Annotated in this window: 10 protein-coding genes; 8 read left to right on the plus strand and 2 right to left on the minus strand. The window is 68.7% G+C overall.

The window, feature by feature from the left end:
- Nucleotides 1-3 precede the first annotated feature (3 nt).
- The 8 genes from ACZ7KI_RS07600 to ACZ7KI_RS07635 are packed head-to-tail and all read left to right on the plus strand — an operon-like array spanning nt 4 to nt 19167.
- Entirely contained in the window at nt 4-10977 is a 10974-nt protein-coding gene (locus tag ACZ7KI_RS07600; RefSeq protein WP_470272372.1) for a non-ribosomal peptide synthetase, read from the plus strand.
- Nucleotides 10974-14900 (plus strand): amino acid adenylation domain-containing protein, encoded by a 3927-nt coding sequence (locus tag ACZ7KI_RS07605; protein ID WP_470272373.1) that lies wholly within the window; start codon nt 10974-10976, stop codon nt 14898-14900. Before ACZ7KI_RS07600 ends, ACZ7KI_RS07605 begins: the two co-directional genes overlap by 4 nt.
- Nucleotides 14897-15106, plus strand: coding sequence for an MbtH family protein (locus ACZ7KI_RS07610; protein WP_470272374.1), 210 nt, complete (start codon nt 14897-14899; stop codon nt 15104-15106). The genes ACZ7KI_RS07605 and ACZ7KI_RS07610 overlap by 4 nt, the downstream gene beginning before the upstream one ends.
- 28 nt (nt 15107-15134) lie before the next feature.
- On the plus strand, nt 15135-15908 hold the full coding sequence (locus ACZ7KI_RS07615; RefSeq protein ID WP_470272375.1) for a thioesterase II family protein: 774 nt from the start codon (nt 15135-15137) through the stop codon (nt 15906-15908).
- A gap of 8 nt (nt 15909-15916) precedes the next feature.
- Nucleotides 15917-16741, plus strand: coding sequence for an enoyl-ACP reductase FabI (fabI, locus tag ACZ7KI_RS07620; RefSeq protein ID WP_470272376.1), 825 nt, complete (start codon nt 15917-15919; stop codon nt 16739-16741).
- Nucleotides 16742-16755: 14 nt separating this feature from the next.
- Entirely contained in the window at nt 16756-17328 is a 573-nt protein-coding gene (locus ACZ7KI_RS07625) for a hypothetical protein (RefSeq protein ID WP_470272377.1), read from the plus strand.
- Nucleotides 17315-18373, plus strand: coding sequence for an ATP-binding cassette domain-containing protein (locus tag ACZ7KI_RS07630; protein WP_470272378.1), 1059 nt, complete (start codon nt 17315-17317; stop codon nt 18371-18373). Before ACZ7KI_RS07625 ends, ACZ7KI_RS07630 begins: the two co-directional genes overlap by 14 nt.
- The gene (locus ACZ7KI_RS07635; RefSeq protein ID WP_470272379.1) at nt 18370-19167 is read left to right on the plus strand and encodes an ABC transporter permease; all 798 of its coding nucleotides are present in this window, start codon (nt 18370-18372) and stop codon (nt 19165-19167) included. The genes ACZ7KI_RS07630 and ACZ7KI_RS07635 overlap by 4 nt, the downstream gene beginning before the upstream one ends.
- A 548-nt stretch (nt 19168-19715) precedes the next feature.
- Here the strand turns inward: ACZ7KI_RS07635 and ACZ7KI_RS07640 are convergent.
- Nucleotides 19716-19928 (minus strand): hypothetical protein, encoded by a 213-nt coding sequence (locus ACZ7KI_RS07640; protein WP_470272380.1) that lies wholly within the window; start codon nt 19926-19928, stop codon nt 19716-19718.
- Between the two features lie 31 nt (nt 19929-19959).
- The gene (locus tag ACZ7KI_RS07645) at nt 19960-20298 is read right to left on the minus strand and encodes a hypothetical protein (RefSeq protein ID WP_470272381.1); all 339 of its coding nucleotides are present in this window, start codon (nt 20296-20298) and stop codon (nt 19960-19962) included.
- Between the last annotated feature and the right edge of the window lie 48 nt (nt 20299-20346).

Here is a 20346-nt window from a genome sequence, read left to right on the forward strand (position 1 = left end):
AAAGTGGCCATCGAAGACGTCCTGCCGCTGACCTCGTTGCAGCAGGGAATGCTCTTCCACGCCCTCTACGACCGCGACGCTTTGGACGTCTACACGGTCCAGGTACTCATCGAGCTGACCGGTGCGGTGAACACCGAGACCCTGCGCGCGGCCGCGGCCGAACTGGTGCGGCGGCACGCGAACCTGCGGGTCGGCTTCCGCTACAAAGGTCTGGACAACCCGGTGCAGGTGGTTCGCCGCGAGGTAACCGTGCCGTGGCGCGAGGTCGATCTGACCGGGTACGACGACCCGGAAGCCGAGTTCGCCGCCGCGGCCGCGGCCGAACGGACGCACCGCTTCGACATGAGCAGGGCGCCGCTGGTGCGGTTCGTGCTGTTCCGGCTCCCCGGTGGGGTGTTCCGGCTTTCGCTGACACTGCACCACATCCTGGTCGACGGCTGGTCGATGCCGGTGTTGCTGGAAGAGTTGTTCGAGCTCTACGAGCGTGGTGGCAGCCAGGCCGGAATGCCGCGTGTGACACCGTTCCGCGACTACCTCGGCTGGCTGAAGAGGCAGGACGACGAGGCCGCGCTGACCGCGTTCGGCACCGCGTTGGCTGGGCTGGAAGAGCCCACGCTCGTCGGTGCCGACGCGCACGGCCACGACTCGACCATCCCGGAGACCGTTTCCGTGGTGCTGTCCGAGGAGCTGACGGATCGTCTGTCCACTGTGGTCAGGAGCCGCGGGTGGACGGTGAACACGGTCGCTCAGGTGGCGTGGGGTTTGGTGCTGGGCCGGTTGCTGGGTCGTTCGGATGTGGTGTTCGGCGGCACGGTGTCGGGTCGCCCGCCGGAGTTGCCCGGTGTGGAGCGGATGGTGGGTCTGTTCATCAACACGCTGCCGGTCCGGGTGGCTTGGGAGCCAGGTCAGTCATTGTCCGGGTTGCTGGACGTGGTGCAGCGGCGGCAGTCCGAGCTGCTCGCTCATCAGCAGATCGGGTTGGTCGAGGTGCAGCAGCGGCTCGGGCTGGGCGAGCTGTTCGACACCGCGTTGGTGTTCGAGAACTATCCGGTGGACGCGGAGACCGCGCCGGAGGTGTCCGGCGGGGTGCGGATCACCGATCTGGAGGTCCTGGACGCCTCGCATTACCCGATCAGCGTGCTGGGACTGCCCGGCGAGCGGCTGACCTTCCGCCTCAAATACCGGCCGGACGTGTTGAAGCCGTCGTTGGTCTCCAGGCTGGCGGGCTGGTTGGAACGCTTGCTGGAGGCGGTGGCCGAAGAACCGGATCGCGCGATCGACGCGGTCGAGTCGATCTCCCCGGCGGATCGCGAACTGGTGCTGCGGGAGTGGAACGCGACGGCGCGCCCGCGCCGTAATGCCACGTTGCCGGAGTTGCTGGCGGAGCGGGCGGTACGCACACCTGACGCGCTCGCGGTGATCGCCGAAGACGCCACGTTGACCTACGCCGAACTGCACACGCGGGCGAACCGGTTGGCGCGGATGCTGATCGCGCGGGGCGCCGGGCCGGAGCAGCTGGTGGCGGTGGCCCTGCCCAGGTCGGCCGAACTGATGGTGACGCTGGTGGCGGCACTGCACACGGGTGCGGCGTATCTGCCGGTGGACCCGGGTCTGCCGGTGGAGCGGATCGCCACGATGCTCGGCGACGCGACGCCCGTCTGCGTGGTCACCGACAGCGCCTCCGCCGCCGTGTTGCCGGAGGGAGCGCCGCTGCTTCTGCTTGACGACTCCGCCGTGCGCGCGGAGCGGGACGCCATGCCGGGCGAACCGGTGACGGATGCCGAGCGCAGTGCCCCGCTCAGCCCGGACGGGCTGGCCTACGTGCTCTTCACCTCCGGCTCCACCGGCAAGCCCAAGGGTGTCGGAGTGTCGCATTCCGCGATCGTCAACCGGTTGGAGGCGGCGAAGGACGAGTACCTGCTGACCGCCGATGACCGGGTGCTGCAGAAGGCCCCGTTGAGTTTCGACGTGTCGGTCCGGGAGATCTTCTGGCCGCTGGTCGCCGGTGCGGTGCTGGTGGTGGCCCGGCCGGAGGGCCACAAGGACCCCGCCTACCTGGCCAGGGTGATCCACGAGCAGCGGGTGACCGTGGCCCATTTCGTACCGTCGATGCTGGAGGTGTTCCTCACCGAACCCGGTGCCGCCGCGTGCCGGGGTGTGCTGCGTTGTGTCATCTCCGGCGGAGAAGCCCTGTCTCCGGCCACAAAGGACGCTTGTCTCGACCTGCTGGGCGTCGAGCTGCAAAATCTCTACGGGCCCGCCGAGGCCGCGGTCGACGTCACCTATTGGGTTTGCGAGCGCGATTCGGCCGAGGTGCCGATCGGCAGGCCGCTGTGGAACACGCAGGCCTATGTGCTGGACGCGAATCTGGCACCGGTGCCACCGGGGGTGCCGGGGGAGCTGTACCTGGCGGGCGATCAGCTCGCCCGTGGCTACGCGGGCCGTCCGGGGTTGACCGGTGAGCGGTTCGTGGCCAATCCGTTCGGCCCCGCGGGTTCACGGATGTATCGCACCGGGGATCTGGCCCGGTGGACCGAATACGGCGCGGTCGACTACCTGGGCCGGGTCGACGACCAGGTGAAGATCCGTGGGCAGCGGATCGAGCTGGGCGAGATCCAGGCGGTGCTGGCCCGCCACGCCGAGGTCGGTCAGGTCGCGGTGATCGTCCGCGAGGACCGGCCGGGAGACAAGCGGCTGGTCGCCTATTTCGTCCCGTCGCCGGGATCCGCGCCGAGTCCGGCCGCGTTGACCGAGTTCGCCGCCGCGGCGTTGCCCGCGTACATGGTGCCGACCGCGTTCGTCGCGCTCGAAGCGCTTCCGGTGAGCCTCAACGGAAAACTCGACCGGAAAGCCCTGCCCGCCCCCGATCTCGCCGGCGCGTCGGGCGCGGCGAGCCGTCCCCCGCGGGGACAGGTCGAAGAGCTGGTCGCCGCGGCGTTCGCCGAGACACTGGGCCTCGACGAGGTGGGGGCCCACGACAGCTTCTTCGATCTGGGCGGGCATTCCCTGCTGGCGACCCGGCTGGTGAGCAAGGTGCGGTCGGCGTTGGACGTCGAGCTGTCCATCCGTTCGGTGTTCGACGCCCCCACGGTCGCGGGGCTGGCCCGCGAGGTGGAAACCGCGCAGGGCGCCCGGCACGGGCTCGGGGTGATGACGCGGCCGGAGGTGCTGCCGTTGTCGTTCGCCCAGCAGCGGCTGTGGTTCCTGAACCAGCTGGATGAGGCGGGAGAGAACTACCACCTCCCGATCGCCTTGAGGCTCACCGGCGAATTGGACGTCTCGGTATTGCGGGCTTCGCTCGGAGACGTGATCGCCAGGCACGAGTCCCTCCGCACCATGTTCCCCGAGGTCGACGGCGAACCCAGGCAGCGGGTGCTGGACGCGGACGAGGCCCGGTCCCTGCTCGCCGGGCAATGGCTGGACTCCGAGACCGACGAGAAAGCACTGCCCGGGGTCCTCAGTGGACTTTCCGCCCGCGAATTCGACCTCGCCACCGACCTGCCGATCCGGGCTTCCGTACTGCGCCTCGGCGCGAACGAGCAGGTGCTGCTGCTGGTGCTGCACCACATCGCCGGGGACGGCTGGTCGTTCACGCCGTTGCTGCGGGATCTGGAGCGTGCCTACCGTGCCCGCCTGGACGGCGGGACTCCCGAGTACACCGCGCTTCCGGTGCAGTACGCGGATTACACCCTGTGGCAGCGCGGGCTGCTCGGGACCGAGGACGACGGTGCCAGTCTCGCCGCCCGCCAGGTGCGTTTTTGGCGCGAGCAACTCGACGACGCGCCGTCGGTGCTGGCGCTGCCGTCGGACCGGCCGCGGCCCGCGGTGCCCTCGTCCCGGGGTGACCGGGTGGACCTGCGGCTCGGCGGCGTCCTGCACGAGCGGCTGCTCACCGTCGCGCGGGAAAGCGCGACCAGTGTGTTCATGGTGTTGCAGGCGGCGGTTTCCGCGCTGCTGACCAGGATGGGCGCGGGTACGGACATCCCGCTGGGCACGGTGGTCGCCGGTCGTACCGACGAGGCGCTGGAGGACCTGGTCGGGTTCTTCGTGAACACGCTGGTGCTGCGGACCGACACCTCGGGCGAGCCGACCTTCCGTGAGTTGCTCGAACGCGTACGGCAGACCGACCTGTCCGCCTACGCCCACCAGGACATGCCGTTCGAACGGCTGGTGGAGGTGCTCAACCCGGAGCGTTCGCTGGCCTGGCATCCCTTGTTCCAGGTGATGTTGACGGTGCAGAACGCGCCGGAGCCCGACCTGGACCTGCCGGGGCTGGACATCGCGATCGAAGACACCTCGACCGGGGCCGTCAAATTCGACCTCACCTTCGACCTCCGGGAATCGTTCGACCCCGATGGCCGGCCGGACGGGCTCGAGGGCGGCATCGAATACGCCTCCGATCTGTTCGACCACGGCACCGTCGAGGCGCTGGGGCACCGGCTGGTCCGACTGCTGGACGCGGTGCTCGCCGAACCGGCCACGCGCATCGGCGAGGTGGACCTGCTCGACGCCACCGAGCGGGAGCGGGAGCTGGTGCTCTGGAACAGCGACGAGGCGCCGCTTTCCGGACGGTCCATTGTGGAGCAGTTCGAGGATCGGGTCGCCCTCGTACCGGACGCGCCCGCCGTCGTGTCCGGCACCGAGGTCCTGAGTTACCGGGAGCTGGACGCGCTGGCGAACCGATGGGCGCATCGGCTGATCGGCGCCGGGGTCGGCACGGAGACGCCGGTGGCGTTGTTGCTGGACCGTTCTCCCGAGTTGGTCGCCGCGGTGCTCGGCGTGCTCAAAGCAGGCGGGGTTTACGTCCCGCTGCACGATTCGTATCCGGTGGAGCGGCTCAACCTCATCCTCGTCGACTCGGGAGCCCCGGTGCTGATCACCGACCGGGCCGAATTGCCTGCCGGGCTCGCGGTGCCGGCGCAGGTGCTGCGCGACCCGGGCGAAGGTCCGGACCACGCGCCGAACCGCGAGATCGAGCTGGATCAGCTGGCGTACCTGATGTACACCTCCGGATCCACCGGGCGGCCCAAGGGCGTCGGAATCACCCACTTCAACGTGGTGGAGTTCGCGACGGACCGGTGTTTCTCCGCCGAAGCGCACCAACGGGTGCTGCTGCATTCCTCACCCGCCTTCGATGCCACCACGTACGAGCTGTGGGCACCGCTGCTGGGCGGCGGAACCCTCGTCGTGGCACCGGCCGGCGACCTGGACCTCCCGACGCTGGAGCGGGTGATCGCCGACCACGGGGTCACCGCGTTGCTGTTGACCGCGGGGCTGTTCCGGTTGGTGGCGGAGGAGGCACCGGCCTCCCTCCGCGGCTTGCGCGAGGTGTGGACGGGCGGGGACGTGGTCCCGGCCGGCGCGGTGGCCCGGGTCCGCGAGCACTGCCCCGAGCTGTCCATTGTGGACGCTTATGGCCCCACCGAGACCACCGTCGCCGCCACCCGCCATCTCCTGCGGCCCGACGAGCCCGTGCCGGCGGTGATGCCGATCGGCGCACCCTTGGACAACGTCCGCGCCTACGTGCTGGACCGGCGGCTGGGACTGGTGCCGCAGGGCGTTCCCGGGGAGTTGTACGTCGCCGGTGCCGGGCTCGGTCGCGGCTACCACGGCAGGGCGTCGTTGACGGCGGAACGGTTCGTGGCCAATCCGTACTGCGCGGCGGGTTCGCGGATGTACCGCACCGGAGACCTGGTGCGACGGCGGGCGGACGGCGCGCTGGAGTTCCTCGGCCGCGCCGACGACCAGGTCAAGCTGCGCGGGTTCCGGATCGAACCGGGCGAGATCGAGGCGACCCTGACCGCCCACCCCCGGGTGGCGCAGGCGTTGGTGCTGATCCGGGAGGACCGGCTCGGGGACAAGCAGCTGGTCGCCTACGTGGTCGGCGCCGGACTGGACGAGACCGAATTACGTGCCTTCGTGGGCGGTCTGGTGCCGGCGTACATGGTTCCCGCCGCGTTCGTCGTGCTGGACACCCTTCCCTTGACCGTGATCGGCAAGGTGGACCGCAAAGCGCTGCCCGCGCCGGAATTCGCGGACACCTCCGGCGGGCGGGCACCGCGAACCCGCACCGAGGAGGTGCTGTGCTCGGTGTTCGCGGAGGTGCTCGGTCTCGACGGTGTCGGGGTGGAGGCCGGGTTCTTCGACCTGGGCGGGCATTCACTGCTCGCTACGAGGCTGGTGAGCCGGATCCGGTCCGCCTTGGCCGTGGAGGTCCCGATCCGGGCGGTGTTCGAAGCACCCACCCCGGCCGGGCTTGCCAGGATCGTGGACGAGTCCGCCACGGCACGGGTGGCGCTGGCGGCGCGGGAACGGCCGGAGGTCATGCCGCTGTCGTTCGCGCAGCGGCGGCTGTGGTTCCTGGACCAGCTGGACGAGGCCGGCGGCCTGTACAACATTCCGATCGCCCTGCGCTTGTCCGGCGAGTTGAACACCCCGGCACTGACCGAAGCACTGGCCGATGTGGTGACGCGGCACGAGTCCCTGCGCACGGTGTTCCCCACGGCCGACGGTCAACCGAGTCAGCGGATTCTCGATACCGAGCGGGCACGCGAGCTGGTGGCCTCGGCTGTCGTCAGCGCGACCGTCACCGAAGCCGAGGTCGGCGTGCGGTTGACCGAGGCCTCGGGCTGCCGGTTCGACCTTGGCCGGGAACTGCCGGTCAAGGTGTGGCTGTTCCGGCTGGCCGAGGACCGGCATGTGCTGTTGCTCGTGGTGCACCACATCGCGGGTGACGGCTGGTCGTTCACCCCGCTGATGCGGGACCTCGGCGCGGCTTACCGGGCCAGGATCGCCGGTGCGGCACCGGAGTTCACGCCGTTGCCGGTGCAGTACGCCGACTACACCCTCTGGCAGCGGGAGTTCCTCGGGTCCGAAGAGGACCCGGAGAGCGGATTCGCCCGGCAGCTCGACTTCTGGCGGAAGCGGCTGGCCGGTTTGCCGGACGCGCTGGAACTGCCCGCCGACCGGAGCAGGCCCGAGGTGGCCCGCCACGGTGCCGGGAGTGTCGGCTGGCGGCTGGACGCCCGCACCCATCGGCGGCTCGCCGAACTGGCCAGGGAACACCGGGCGAGTGTGTTCATGGCGCTGCAGGCCGGGATCTCGGCGCTGCTGTCGCGTCTCGGCGCCGGTACCGACATTCCACTCGGGACGGTGGTGGCCGGACGGACCGACCGGGCGCTGGAGGAGTTGGTCGGGTTCTTCGTGAACACCTTGGTGCTGCGCACGGACACCGGCGGGGATCCGAGCTTCACCGAACTGCTGCACCGCGTGCGCCAAGACGACCTCGCCGTGTTCGCCAACCAGGATCTGCCCTTCGACCGGCTGGTGGAGATCCTCAAACCGGACCGGTCGCTGGCGCGGCATCCCCTTTTCCAGGTGATGCTGGCCCTGCAGAACACCCCGGACCCCGAGCTGGACCTGCCGGGGTTGACCCTCGACCTCGCCGACTTCGACCTCGCGGGGCAGGCCAAGTTCGATCTCTTCTTCAGTCTCAACGAAACCTTCGACGCCGACGGTGAGGCCGCCGGGATCGAGGGCACCATCGGCTTCACCACCGATCTGTTCGACAGCTCGACGGTGGAGGCATTGGGCGATCGGCTGGCCCGGCTGCTCGACCAGGTCGCCGAGCGACCGGAGACCACGCTCGGCCGGATCGACCTGCTCAGCCCCGCTGAGCGGAAGCGGCTCCTGGTGACCTGGAACGACACCGAGGTCCCGGCGCTCGGTCTGTCCATTGTGGATCGATTCGAGCAGTGGGTGGCCAGGACGCCGGAGGCCGTCGCGGTTCGCTGGGACGGTGGCGGGGCATTGAGTTACCGGGAGCTGGACGCGCTGGCGAACCGGTGGGCGCATCGGCTGATCGACGCCGGGGTCGGTACGGAGACGCCGGTGGCATTGCTGCTGGACCGCTCGCCCGAGCTGATCATCGCGATGCTCGGAGTGCTCAAGGCGGGCGGCGTCTACGTCCCGCTGCACGATTCGTATCCGGTGGAGCGGCTCAACCTCATCCTCGATGAGGTCGCGGCCCCGGTGCTGATCACCGACCGGGAACTGCCCGCGGACCTGGTCGCACCCGGCTGCGTACTCCACGACCCGGGCGACGGACCCGACCACGCCCCTGGCCGGACGATCGACCCGGACCAGCTGGCGTACCTGATGTACACGTCGGGGTCCACCGGGCGGCCCAAGGGAGTCGGGGTCACCCACGCCAACGTGGCGGAAATGGCCACCGACGGATCCGTGACCGCCGGTGCGCACGAGCGGATGCTGCTGCATTCCTCGCACGCCTTCGACGGCGCGACCTACGAGCTGTGGATCCCGCTGCTCGGTGGCGGCACGGTGGCGGTGGCACCGCGGGGTGAGCTGGACATCCCGACCCTGGCGCGCATGGTCTCCGAATACGAACTCACCGTGGTGCTGCTCATGGCCGGCCTGTTCCGGCTTGTCGCCGAGGAGGCGCCGGGAAGCCTCGCCGGAGTCCGCGAATTGTGGCTGGGCGGTGACGCGGTTCCGGCGGCCGCGGTGAGCCGGGTCCGTGAGCACTGTCCCGAACTGACCATTGTGGACGCTTACGGTCCCACCGAGACCACCGCTTTCGTCACGCGCTACTTCCTGCGGCCGGACGAGCCGGTGCCCGCCGTGGTGCCGATCGGTTCACCGCGCGACAACACCCGCGTGTACGCGCTCGATCGCCATCTCGGACTGGTGCCGCCGGGTGTCCCCGGTGAGCTGTACGTCGCGGGGGTGGGCCTCGGCCGTGGCTATCACGGCCGGTACGGGGTCACCGCCGAGCGGTTCGTCGCCGATCCGTACGGTCCGCCGGGTTCGCGGATGTACCGCACCGGAGACCTCGTGCGTCGGCGGAGCGACGGCGTACTGGAGTTCCTCGGCCGCGCCGACGACCAGGTGAAGGTGCGCGGCTTCCGGATCGAGCTCGGGGAGATCGAGGCCGCGCTCACCGCACATCCTTGGGTGGCACAGGCCTTCGTTATGGTCCGGGAGGATCGGCCGGGAGACCGTCGGATCGTGGCCTACCTGGTCATGGAATCCGACGCGGCCATCGACGGCGTTCGCGAACACGCCGCCGCCGCACTGCCCGCTTACATGGTCCCCGCCGCGTTCGTGGTACTGGACACGCTGCCGATCACGGTGAACGGCAAGGTGGACCGGAAGGCGCTGCCCGCGCCGGAACGCGAGGCCACCGTCGGGGACGGCGAGCCGGCCACCGCCACCGAGAAGGTGCTCGCCGCGGTGTTCGCCGACGTCCTCGGCTTGGACCGGGTCGGCGTCGAAGACAGCTTCTTCGACCTCGGCGGCGACAGCATCGTCTCCATCCAGCTCGTCAGCCGCGTCCGCAAGGCGGGCTTCGTGTTCACCGCACGCGATGTGTTCGAGCACAAGACCGTGCGCGCCCTCGCCGAGGTGGCCAAGCCGCTCGACGGCGACGAGCAGGTCGCCCAGGACGGCGTCGGCGAGTTGCCGCTGACCCCGATCGCGGAATGGCTGCGGGCGGGCGGCGGCGCGATCGACGGCTTCAACCAGTCCAAGCTGGTCCATGTCCCGGCCGAACTGACCGAACAGGACCTGGTCACCGCGTTCGCCGCGGTGCTGGCCCACCACGACGCGTTGCGCATGCGGTTGACCAGGGACGGCGGTGACCAGGCGGGCTGGTCGTTGGCCACCCTGCCCGAAGGATCGGTGTCCGCGGCCGAACTGGTGCGCCGGGTGGACGTGCGCGGGAGCACCGGGACGGAACTGGCCGAGCTGGTGACCCGGCACGGCGAGCGAGCCCGGCGCGAACTGAACCCCGATCAGGGCCGGATGATCCGGCTGGTCTGGTTCGACGCCGGTGCGCACCCGGGGCTGCTGCTGGTGATGGCCCACCACCTGGTGGTGGACGAGGTTTCCTGGCAGATCCTGCTGCCCGACCTCGCCGAGGCCTGGGCCGCGGCGCGTGAGGGCACTCAACCGGTCCTCCAACCCGTGCGCACCTCGCTGCGCCGTTGGGCCCGGTCGCTCACCGAGGCCTCGGTGAGCGACCGGTGGACCGACCAGCTGCGGTTCTGGCTGGACGTCGTCGACACCGCGCAGCCGCGATTCGGTTCCGGCCCGCTGGATCCGCGTCGGGACACGGTGGCCACCGCTCGGGTGGTGACCGTCGAACTGGAGTCGGCCCGGACCGCCGAACTGCTGACCACGGTCCCGGCCGCGTTCCGTGCCGGGGTGAACGACGTCCTGCTGACCGGACTCGGGCTCGCCGTCCGGGAATGGCTGGCCGTCCGGGGAGAGAGTCTTTCCGGAGCCTTGCTCGTGGACCTGGAGGGACACGGGCGGCACGAAGAGTCGTTCGCGCCGGGAATGGACCTTTCCCGCACGGTCGGCTGGTTCACCGCGCTCCACCCGGTGCGGCTGGACGTGGCGCCGTTGTCCTGGGCCGAGGTCACCGGCTCGGGACCGGCCGTCGGGCAGGCGCTCAAGCGGGTCAAGGAGTCGCTGCGCGCGGTCCCCGACCACGGTCTCGGCTACGGGTTGTTGCGCTATCTCAATCCGGAGACCGCGGACAAGCTCGCCGCCTGCGCGCATCCGCTGATCGGCTTCAACTACCTGGGCCGGATGTCCACGGCCGGAGCGGGCAAGGCGCCTTGGACGCCGGTGCCGGACATGCTCGCGGAGGGCATGGTCGGCGACGAATCGCTGCCGTTCGGGCACGTGCTGGAGATCAACGCGGTCACCGAAGACACGCCGGAGGGACAGCGGCTGGTGGCGCATCTCGCCTGGCCTGCCGCGTTGCTCACCGACATCGACGTCACCGAACTCGGCGAGCTGTGGCGTGCCGCACTGGGCGCGCTGGCGGATCATGCCCGCGCTCCCGAGGCCGGCGGGCTCACCCCGTCCGACGTCTCGATGGTGTCGCTGTCCCAGCACAAGATCGACCAACTCGAGGCGAAGCTGCGGAAGGCAGGGCGAAAGTCATGACACGATCCGAAATCGAGGACATTCTCCCGCTCTCGTCGTTGCAGCAGGGCATGCTCTTCCACGCGCTCTACGACACCGACGGACTGGACTTCTACACCGTCCAGCTCTACGTCGAGCTGTGTGGCGCTGTCGACGAGGTGGCCCTGCGCGCGGCAGCCGAGGCGCTGCTGCACAGGCACGCCAATCTGCGCGCGGTGTTCGTCCACGACGGTCTTGACGAACCGGTGCAGGTGATCCGGGCCGGGGTCGAGCTGCCATGGGACGTCGTCGACCTGTCCACAGTGGACGAATCGGTGGCGGACGCGGAATTCGTCGCCCGCTACGACGCCGAGCGGCTGCGGCGGTTCGCACTGGACGAGGACGTGCTGGTGCGGTTCGTGCTGTTCCGGCTCCCCGGTGAGGTGTTCCGGCTTTCGCTCACGCTGCACCACATCCTGGTCGACGGCTGGTCGATGCCGGTACTGCTGGACGAGCTGTTCGAACTCTACGAGCGCGGCGGGAGCCCGGTGGGGATGCCGCGCGTGACACCGTTCCGGGACTATCTCGGCTGGTTGTCCGAACAGGACCGCGAGGCCGCGCTGGCCGCCTGGAGCAGGGTGCTGGACGGCAGCGTGGAACCGTCGCTGGTCGCTTCCGCCGACCGGGGCGCGGGCCTGGCGCCCCGCTCGTACACCGTGGAGCTGTCCGAGGAGCTGATGGAGCGTCTGTCCACTGCGGCCAGATCCCGGGGTTGGACGTTGAACACCGTTGTCCAGGTGGCCTGGGGCTTGGTGCTGGGCCGGTTGCTGGGTCGTTCGGATGTGGTGTTCGGCGGCACGGTGTCCGGTCGTCCCCCGGAACTGGCAGGCGTGGAGCGGATGGTCGGTCTGTTCATCAACACGCTTCCGGTGCGGGTGGCCTGGGAGCCGGGGCAGTCGCTGGCCGCGTTGCTGGACGTGGTGCAGCGGCGGCAGGCCGAGCTGCTCGCTCACCAGCACATCGGACTGGCCGAGATCCAGCGCCAGGCCGGCCGCGGCGATCTCTTCGACACCACACTGGTCTTCGAGAGCTACCCGGTGGACGCGCTCGGCGACGAAGCCGCCGAACTGCCCGGCGGCGTGCGGGCGGTCGGGATGGAGGGCCGCGACTCCACGCACTACGCGTTGACCGTGCTGGCGATCCCCGGTCGCGGGTTCAAGTTCCGCCTCGACTACCGGCCGGACGTGCTGGAACCGGCGTTGGTCTCCCGGCTGGCGGGCTGGCTGGAACGGTTGCTGGAAGGGGTGGCCCAGGAGCCGGACGCACCGATCGGTGCGGCGGAACTGATCGCGTCACAAGAGCGGGATCGGGTGCTCTGGGAGTGGAACGCCACCCTCCACCCGCGAAGTGACGGCACACTGACGACGTCGCTCGCCGAGCAGGCGGTGAGTACTCCGGACGCCATCGCGGTGCTCGCCGAGGACCAAACGCTGACTTATGCCGAACTGCACGCGCGGGCGAACCGGCTGGCGCGGTTGCTGATCGCGCGAGGCGCGGGGCCGGAGCGGCTGGTGGCGGTGGCGTTGCCGCGGTCGGCCGATCTGGTCGTGACGTTGCTGGCGGTGCTGAACGCGGGCGCGGCGTATCTCCCGGTGGACCCCGAACTGCCTGCCGAGCGGATCGCCATGATGCTGGAGGATTCCAGGCCGGCGTGTGTGGTGACCGAGACCGCTTTCGTCGCCGCGTTGCCGGAGGAGTCGCCGCTGCTGGTACTGGACGACCACGCGTTGCTCGTCGACTGGGACAGTGTTACCGCCGGGCCGGTGACCGACGCGGAACGAGGCGCCCCGCTCACCCCGGACGGTCTGGCCTACGTGATCTACACCTCGGGCTCCACCGGGAAACCCAAGGGTGTCGGGGTGTCGCATTCGGCGATCGTCAACCGGCTGGAGTGGATGCAGGCCGAGTACGGCCTGACCGCCGGCGACCGGGTGTTGCAGAAGACGCCGTTCGGTTTCGACGTATCGGTGTGGGAGTTCTTCTGGCCGTTGATGACGGGTGCGGGTTTGGTGGTGGCGCGGCCGGAGGGACACAAGGATCCCGCGTATCTGGCCCGGTTGATCCGCGAACGGAACGTGACGACCGTCCACTTCGTACCGTCGATGCTGGAGGTCTTCCTCGGCGAACCCACCGCCGTGGAGTGCCGGGGAGTCTTGCGCCGGATCGTGTGCAGCGGCGAGGCGTTGTCCCCGGCCGCCAAGGACGCCTGTCTCGACCTGCTGGACGCCGAACTGCACAACCTTTACGGCCCCACCGAAGCCGCGGTGGACGTGACCTACTGGGCCTGCCGTCGGCACGAGGCCGCGGTCCCGATCGGCAAACCCGTCTGGAATACGCAGACCTTCGTGTTGGACGCGAATCTGCGACCGGTCCCGCCGGGCGTTCCGGGGGAGCTGTACCTCGCGGGGGACCAGCTCGCCCGTGGCTATCTGGGGCGTGCCGGACTCACCGCGGAGCGGTTCGTGGCGAATCCGTATGGCCCGGCGGGTTCGCGGATGTACCGCACCGGGGATCTGGCCCGGTGGACGGAATACGGCGCGCTGCTCTATCTGGGCCGGGTCGACGACCAGGTGAAGATCCGTGGGCAGCGGATCGAGCTGGGTGAGATCCAGACGGTGCTGGCCCGCCATGCCGAGGTGGGCCAGGCCGCCGTGATCGTCCGCGAGGATCGGCCGGGGGATCAGCGGTTGGTCGCCTATGTCGTCCCGTCGCAGATCGCGGCTCCGAGTGCGGAGGCACTGGCCGAGTTCGCCGCCGCGGCGTTGCCCGCGTACATGGTGCCGTCCGCGTTCGTCATGCTCGAAGCACTTCCGGTGAGCGTCAACGGCAAACTCGACCGGCGTGCGCTGCCGGCGCCGGAGATCACCACGAGCACCGGCCGCGGTGCCAGGACGGTCACCGAAGACCTGCTCTGCCAGGCCTTCGCCAAGGTGCTCGACATCGATCGGGTCAGCGCCGAAGACAGCTTCTTCGCCCTCGGCGGGCACTCGCTCCTGGCCACCCGGCTGGCCGGAACCGTACGCTCGCTGCTCGGAACCGAACTGAGTGTGCGGACCGTCTTCGAAGCGCCGACGCCTGCCGCGCTCGCGCACCGGCTGGCGGGCGGCGAACCCGGTGGCGACGCGCTGGACGTACTGCTCCCGCTGCGTCGAGGCGGTGACGCCCCGCCGTTGTTCTGCGCGCACCCGGCGGCCGGATTGTCCTGGTGTTACGCCGGATTGCTCGGGGAGCTCGATCCGGACATCCCGGTGTACGGGCTGCAGTCACGGGATCCGCGCGATGCACTGGCCCCGGTCTCGCTCGCGGAGAAGGCTGCCGACTTCGTCGAACAGATCCGCGCGGTGCGGCCGCAGGGTCCGTACCGCCTGCTCGGCTGGTCGGTCGGCGGCCATCTCGCCCAGGAGATCGCGGTGCTGCTGCAGGAGAAAGGCGAACAGGTCGACCTGCTGGTCGTGCTGGATTCCTATCCGGATTCCGGAATCGGCCCGGTGACCCGTGAGCGGATCTTCGCCGACGCGTTCAGCGGCGTGGGACTCGAAGCTGCCGATCTCTACACCGCACAGGGCAAAGAGCAGGTGCTCGCGGTCATCCGGCAGGAATTGGGTGGCCACGACTGGGTCACCGACGAGGTGGCCGAAATCGTGCTGGAGAACTACCTCGCCAACACCGGCGCGATGCTGGCGCACCGCCCGCGGCCCTACCGGGGTGAGCTGATCCTCTTCAAGGCAGACGACCCGATGGGCAAACGCGATCCCGGGCTTTGGGCCCCCTACGTGGACGGACCGGTCACGGTGCACGAGACCGATTGCGACCACGAGGAAATGACCCGTCGAGAAACGCTCGACGTCGTAGCCGCGGTGATCAACGAAGCCGTGGTCCGTGTGAAGGAGGAAGGAAAGCGATGACGAACCCCTTTGAGGACGCCGAGGGCTCCTACTACGTGCTGACCAACGACGAGAACCAGCACTCGCTGTGGCCGAGCTTCGCCGAGGTGCCGGCGGGCTGGACCGTCGCGTTCGGGGCGGAGGCAAGGCAGGCCTGCCTCGATTTCATCGAGCGGAACTGGACTGACATGCGACCGAAGAGCCTCATCGAAGCGATGAGCGCGTAACCGAGCCCGATGGATGGGGTGGACGGCCATGGCCGACAAGGGAAATTCCCCGGCGTCCGACTGGATTCACACCGGCACGCCGAGACCGCACGCACGGATGAATCTGGTGTGCCTGCCGCACGCGGGAGGTTCGCCGAGCTTCTACCGCGAGTGGGGTGCCCGGCTGCCGGATGACGTGGAGGTCCACGTCGTGCGGTATCCCGGCCGGGAGAATCGGTTGGCCGAACCGTGCATCCTGTCCATGACCGAACTGGCGGACGCGGTCACCGAGGTGATCCGGCCGTTCTTCGACCGGCCGACCGTCCTTTTCGGACACAGCATGGGTGCCTCGCTGATGTACGAGGTGACCAAGCGCGGTGAGGCGGCGGGACGGCATCCCGTACTGCTGATCGCCTCCGGCCATCCCGCCCCGCACCGACGAGTGCCCAAGAAGCTGTACCAGAGCAGTGACCAGGAGCTGGTCGCCGACCTACGCCGTCATTCGGGCACCGGTCACGCCGCGCTGGACGATCCCGATCTGCGGGACCTGCTCCTGCCCATGATCAGAGCGGACTACCGGCTAATCGAGACCTATGAGACCGGGGAGCTCGCTCCGGTGCTGGCGCCACTCGCCGTTTTCCGTGGCGCGCAGGACGAGGACGTCAGCGAGGCGCAGGCGGAAGCCTGGGCGGAGGTGACGAAGAAAGGAGAACTGCATGCGCATCGCGTGTTCGACGGTCGTCACTTCTACCTGGCCGAGCACCAAAACGAGGTGCTGGCGGCGATCGCCGCGGAAATCGGCTCACTGCACCACTCGTATTAGGGGTTGAGATGGATTTGCTGAAGGACAAGAACATCCTGGTCACCGGGGTGCTCACCAACTCGTCCATCGCGTTCCACGTCGCGCGGATGGCGCAGGAACAGGGCGCCCGGGTGGTGCTGACCGGTTACGGACGGCTGAGGCTGGTGGAGCGGATGGCACAGCGCCTGCCCCAGCCCGCGCCGGTGATCGAACTGGACGTGACCGACCCGGAACACCTCGCACGGCTGCGGGAGCGGGTTTCCGAGCACGTCGGGCAGCTGGACGGGGTGCTGCATTCCATCGCCTTCGCGCCGGCTGAGGCGATGGGCGGCAACTTCATGACCGCGCACTGGCAGGACGTAGCGCCGGCGTTCCAGATCTCCACCTACTCGATGCAGGCGATCGTGCGGGAGGTGCTGCCCATGCTCGGTCGCGGTTCCTCCGTCGTGGGCTTGGATTTCGACGCGTGCCGGGCCTTCGCCGAGTACGACTGGATGGGCGTCGCCAAGGCCGGATTGGAGTCCTGCAACCGCTATCTCGCCTCCTACCTCGGCGGCGCGGGAATCCGGGTGAACCTGGTCGCGGCGGGTCCGCTGCGCACGATGGCCGCGAAGGCGATCAGCGCGGGCGGGGGCGAGGCCCTGCGGACCGAAGGCGAACGATGGGACGCCCGCGCGCCACTCGGCTGGGACGACCAGGAATTCGATCCGGTCGCCAGGGCCTGTGTGGCGCTGCTGTCCGACTGGTTTCCCGCCACCACCGGAGAAATCGTGCACGTGGACGGTGGCGTCCACGCGATCGGTGACCGCCCGGGGACTCCGGCCCCCTCGCCACCGGTCGGCGCGGCGTCGTGACCCTCGCGGCTTGGATGGCGCAGGAGAGCGGGCAACGGAGCACGGTGCTCCTCGGCGTGATCGTGGCCTGCGAGATCGGCTTCTGGGTGATCCTCCTGGCCGGACTGGTGGCCAGGTATGTCCTGCGCCGGCCGGGCTTGGGCGGGGCTCTCCTGCTGTGCGTGCCGTTGGTGGACCTGGTGCTGATCACCGCGTCCGTGATCGACCTGCGCACCGGGGGCACGGCGGGGTTGATGCACAGCCTCGCCGCGGTCTATCTCGGGTTGACCGTCGCTTTCGGACCGGAACTGGTGAGACGGGCCGACGACTGGTTCGCCCACCGTTTCGACAACGGACCGAAACCAGCTCGGTCGTCCAGGAACGTCGGCGACGAATGGAAGATGTGGAGCCGATGTCTCGCCGCGCTGATGATCTCCGTGGCGCTGACCCTGTGCATGTACTTCTTGGCCGAACAGAGCGCGAACGCGCTGACGTTGTGGAACTTTCAGCTCCAGCTCGCGATGGTGACCGGGATCTGGCTGTTCGCGGGACCGATCCGCGTCATGCTCTTTCCCCCGGGAAAGGTGGGACAGCATGACCGCGGTTGACCTGGTCAAGCGGGAAGAACGAACACGTGTCGGATACGCCATCGAGGCAAGGGGCATCCGTAAACGGTTCGGCGATCATGTCGCGTTGGACGGGGTGGACCTGGTCGTCCCCCAAGGCGCGGTGCTCGGTCTGCTCGGCCCGAACGGTGCCGGGAAGACCACGATGGTGCGAGTGCTGACCACGCTGTTGGAACCGGACGAGGGCACCGCCACCGTGGCGGGCTACGACGTGCGCACGGAGCCGAGAGACGTCCACCGGTCGATCGGCTTGTCCGGGCAGTACGCGGCGGTGGACGAAACCCTGACCGGTTACGAAAACCTGTATCTGGTGGGGAGGCTGTACGGCCTCAACCGCACGCGGGCCGCGGAACGGGCGAGGGAACTGCTCGCCGGGTTCCGGCTCGAACACGCCACCGACCGGCTGGCCAAGACCTACTCCGGCGGGATGCGACGGCGACTGGACCTGGCCGGCGCGCTGGTGGTGCGCCCACCGGTGGTCGTACTGGACGAGCCGACCACCGGACTGGACCCGCGTTCCCGGATCGACACCTGGGAACTGGTAAGGGAACTGGTCACCGACGGAACCTCGGTCCTGCTCACCACGCAGTATCTGGAGGAGGCCGATCAGCTCGCGGACACCATCACGGTGATCGACCAGGGCAGGGTGATCGAACAGGGCACCGCCGACGAACTGAAGGCACGGACAGGCGGCGAAAAGCTGGAACTGGTGGTGTCTTCGGTCGCCGAGCTGCCGGCCCTGCGGGAGGCGCTCAAGGCGGTGGGGGCCGCGGAACCGGTCGTCGACGAGAACCTCCGTCGTGCGCACGTACTGGTGCACGCGGGCACGCGAGCGGTGGTCGAGACACTGAACAGGCTGGAGAGGCGCGGGGTACGGGTGCTGGACGTATCGCTGCACCGGCCCAGCCTGGACGACGTGTTCCTGAGCCTTACCGAACCCGACGCGGAAACCCCTTCGCGGTCAGAAGAAGTCAAGGAAGCGAAGCGGCGATGGTTCCGCGGCCGGAAGAACGAGGTCGGACGATGACCACACTCGTCAAGGGAGTCACCGATAGCTACCTGATCGCCTGGCGCAACGTCCTGCACGTCCGCCGCAGCATGGACTGGCTCTTCGCCGCCGTGGTGCAGCCGATCATGTTCGTGCTGCTGTTCGGCTTCGTGTTCGGTGGCATGCTGGGCGGCGCCGCCTACCGTGAATTCCTGCTCGCCGGGATCATCGCGCAGAGCCTCGCCTTCAATTCCGCGTTCACCGTGGTCGGGCTGGCCACGGATCTGGGCAAGGGCGTGATCGACCGGTTCCGGACGTTGCCCATGTCCAGAGCGGCCGTGATGGTCGGCCGCACGTTCTCGGATCTCGCGGTCAGTGTGGTGGCCCTGCTGGTGATGTCGCTCTGCGGACTGCTGATCGGCTGGCGGATCAGGGGCAGCGTGCTGGACGCGGCGCTCGCCTACCTGGTCCTGCTCGTTTTCGCGTTCGCGATGTCCTGGGTCGGCGCGCTCATCGGATTGCTGGCGCCGAGCGTGGAGGTGGCGCAGAGCGCGGGACTGATCTGGCTGACACCACTGACTTTCGTCTCGTCCGGATTCGTACCGGCCGGCTCGATGCCGGGGCCGCTGCGAGTGGTCGCGGAATGGAACCCGATCACGGCGGTGATCAACGCCGCTCGCGGTCTGTTCGGCAACCCCACTTCGGTCGGGGCGCCGTTGTCGTCCGGCTGGCCCGCCGAGAACGCGGCGATCTACGCGTTGCTGTGCTCCGCGGTCATCATCGCGATCTTCGTCCCGTTGAGCATGCGGGCTTATCGGCGGGTTTCCCGCTGAGGGTGCGGCATTCCGGCCAGTGGCGCGGTCGCGTTTCCCTGGTGTCTTGGAGGGTGGTGCCGAATCTGGGGGCACCGGCGGGAAGTGGCTGTGGTCTCGCTTCGCGGTGTGGTTCTGGGCCGGGTGACGGGGCGAGTCGTGCCCTATATGTCCACAAGGGACACCTGTCGCCGACCAGGCGTCTGATCGCTGCCTGTATGTGCGGTTTGGATCGGGGTCGTGAGTGCTAAGCAGGGTTGAAATAGAACGCTACTCGGCACTCACGACCCTCGCGCGAAACCATGCAAACCACCCGAAACGGGCACTTTGCGGCGAAAGATGTCCTGTGGGGCTGGTCGTGAGGGGGTTGGGTCGATTTGGCGAGTCGGCCCCCGTCTCCACGTTCTGTGCGCCCTGTTCGCCCTATCGCCACGTTATTGAGGGGTACGGCACGCCAGGTGGGGCGAACGTGGCCGACATCGAGTCCGTGAAGGACTCTTTGAGGGACCCAGAGTCCCTCAAAGAGTCCTTCACGGACTGAGCCTGCGACCATCCGCAGCCGGAACCCGTTACCGTCGTTGTCCCGTCTTGGACATCGACCGGTACACGGCGGTGACCACGAAGAGGATCGCCCCGACGAGCGCGAGGGTGGCCACGGCGTTCACCCAGACGGGCACCGAGTCCGCGATCAGCTCCTGTTTGGCCAGGTTGGTCCCGGCGATGAGCACGGCGTAGATGTACCACGGCGCCCATTTTCCCTCGTTCTTCTTGCCTTCACTCATGTTTTTCCTCATTTTTCGGATTGACGTCCGCTCAGCAGTTCTGCTCGATCGTGCGCGTGGCATCGGTCACGTCGGTGCCGTTGTTTCCGAGTAGTCCCTTGGCTGCCCCGATGACCGCTTTCAAGTCTTCGGAGCGGTTGGCTTCCGGAATGAACTGCTCGGCTTTCCGGACCGACGCCGAAAGGCTCACGCCTATTTGGCTCTTGACCGCCGGGTCGGCCGAAATCCAGGACCGTGCGACGGTGCAGATGACTTCCTTCTGGTCGGCAGGCGGCTTGCTCTCTTCGCTGGTGGGCGCCGTCGAAGCGACCTTGCAGGAACTCAGTGTCAGCGCGCCCGCCGTTGCCATGACCGCCAGTGCGATTCGCATCTTGTGATCCGCTCTTCCTTCGGCTGCCGGCAATCTCGGCAGTGTGGT

This window comes from Amycolatopsis sp. NPDC039088, from assembly GCF_055598845.1.